This window comes from Streptococcus mitis, assembly GCF_003942995.1.
GTDB lineage: Bacteria > Bacillota > Bacilli > Lactobacillales > Streptococcaceae > Streptococcus > Streptococcus mitis_CV.
The window spans coordinates 1-2,581 of sequence record NZ_RJOH01000038.1 but is presented as its reverse complement, the minus strand read 5'-3'; the positions used below and the strand labels follow the sequence as shown (position 1 = coordinate 2,581).

Annotated in this window: 1 protein-coding gene and 1 pseudogene; both read left to right on the top strand. The window is 38.0% G+C overall.

The features are described from left to right. Positions 1-75: 75 nt before the first annotated feature. A pseudogene (locus D8836_RS11615) lies at positions 76-205 on the top strand (YSIRK-type signal peptide-containing protein); the annotation flags it as partial. A gap of 11 nt (positions 206-216) precedes the next feature. Further along, positions 217-2,581: SasC/FmtB family protein (locus D8836_RS10975; protein ID WP_474104103.1), on the top strand; the 2,365-nt coding region annotated here is incomplete at its 3' end.

The following is a 2,581-nucleotide window of genomic DNA, read 5'->3' as shown; positions in this document are numbered from 1 at the left end:
AAAAAGGGATATTGAATTATTGGGATAATAGTGTAATCTAGTTAGATACAGATATTTATTTTGGAGGAAATTTAGATGTTTCATAAGGGTAAACACGATTGTGAAAAGCAATTACGTTTTTCTATTCGTAAAGTCAGCTTTGGTGCAGCTAGTGTCGCAGTAGCTGCGTTTTTCATGTTTTTAGGAAATGGAGGAGTATATGCTGCAGAGCAAAGCGTGCCTTCAACTAATGGGGAGACTTTAGCACCGCAACCTAAAGAACTGAATGCCCAGAATGGTAACTATGAAGGTAATACAGTAGCCACTAGTCCTGCTGCAACAGTAGAGACAAATACTCAACCTTCAACAGTTGAAAATAGTCCCTCTCCAGAATCAGCACCCCAGAAGGTGGAGACTCTAGATAAGAAAGAATTAACAGATTTAATCAAAGAGATTGATGGCAAGTTTGCTAAAGGAACATATGCTACTAAGACAGAAGAAAGCGTTAATAATCTTAGAACTATCTTAGACGAATCAAGAACTGTTTTAAGCACTGCAACAACTCAAGCTGAATTAACTGCAGCATATAGAAAGTTAATTACAGCGACATCAAAATTGCAAACAAAATCTGAAAAGAAAAAAGAACAACCATTAGATAATACAACTGATAAGTTAAGTGAAGGTAAAAAACTTACCAGCGCAGAGAAGACTTTGGAGTCTAATTCTATTGCAAACTCAGGTTCTAGAGATGAACGTAATGGGAAAGCGTTGGATACAAATAACCCATTCCGTACAGATTCAACTCCTAGCACTGTAACAAGCACAGATCCCCTAGCTACGAATGCAACAAATGTAGCTATTGTAAATGGTAATTTTAATGATACTAGCCAAGGAGCAGTACTTCCAACTGCAAAATCAGATCCTATTACTGTCAAGAACGATATAAGTAAATTAACAGGATGGAAACCTGTTAATTCAACAACAACAACAGTTCCTCTTATTTGGACTGCGAATGCATCTCAATATGGAGATGCTTTTCCGGGTGACAGAGGTTCTGGAATAGGAGCTGTTTTAGCAGTATATCCAGGAAGAGAAGCGTGGAGTGGTCGTCAAAAACCTGAATTTGGTCCTATTTATCAAGATATTGATGTAGTGGGTGGCCAAGAGGTGAAGGTAACTTGGAGAGGGACAACAGTAAATATAAATAGTGGTAATAATGGAGCAAAACTAGTTGCTAAAAATCCAGAAACAGGAGCTGTACTCGGTCAGTATGCAAGAGGTTATGCTGGTACTCCGATGGGAGAAATGTCTGTTCTTGTAAATGTTCCTAAAGGCTTAACAAAATTAAGACTTCAATTTGAAACAGCTCTTGATAAAAGTACAGAAAATCATAGTGGTGATAACAGATTCAATAAACCATCTATATCATCTGATGAGAATGCAGGAGGAGTTGTAAGTAATGTTCGTGTTGCTAGTGGTTCTTATCTTGTATCTGAAGTTGTGAACACTACTTATGAATCTACAGCTACTTCTGCTACTCCTACTACTGTGAATACTACTGTGACTGTAAAAGTCATTAATAAAGGATTCTCAACTTCTACAAATAATCAGTATAGAGTTGAGTTGCCAGAAGGTGCAACATTAGTTGGAACAACAGGTACAAGCTCGGCCCAACTAAATGGAACTAGTTTGACCCTTGGTTTTAACAATTTAGACCCTAAACGAGAACAGACTTTAACGTATACTTTTAGTTTGCCAACTAACAAACCAATTGAAAAACAATTGGAGGGGACAGTTTCTTATCAAACTTCAGGAAATCTGATTGATAACGGAACTAAAAAAACAGGTAGTGATACAGTTGCACAACAAACAGTTAAGATTAATATGTATAAAGCTGATCTGCAGGCAGAGGCAGCTAAGGTAGCAACATTAAATCAAATCGATTATACACCTGAAGCATGGACTGCTTATCAAGCAGAATTAGCTAAGGCTCAAGAAATATTGAATGAAGAAACTAACAATGTAGAAATAGCGAATCGAAAAAATCAAGCAGATATTAACGCCCAGACTTTGTTGCTTCAAAAAGCTCAAGCTAAATTAGAAGTTGATAAGGCTAAAAAAGCTAAATTAACAGCACTTGAAGGTACTCCAAACGCAACGAAAGAAGAAAAAGATGCGGCTAAACAAGCAGCACAAGACGCAGCAACAAAAGCAAATCAAGCAATTGACGCAGCAACTGACAATGCAGGAGTAGCAACAGCTCAAACAGACGGTATAGCAGCAATTGAAGCTGTAACCCCAACAGTAGCAGTTAAAGCAGCGGCTAAAGCTGAAGTAGCGAAAAAATTAGCAGAAAAATTAACAGCANTTGAAGGTACTCCAAACGCAACGAAAGAAGAAAAAGATGCGGCTAAACAAGCAGCACAAGACGCAGCAACAAAAGCAAATCAAGCAATTGACGCAGCAACTGACAATGCAGGAGTAGCAACAGCTCAAACAGACGGTATAGCAGCAATTGAAGCTGTAACCCCAACAGTAGCAGTTAAAGCAGCGGCTAAAGCTGAAGTAGCGAAAAAATTAGCAGAAAAATTAACAGCAATTG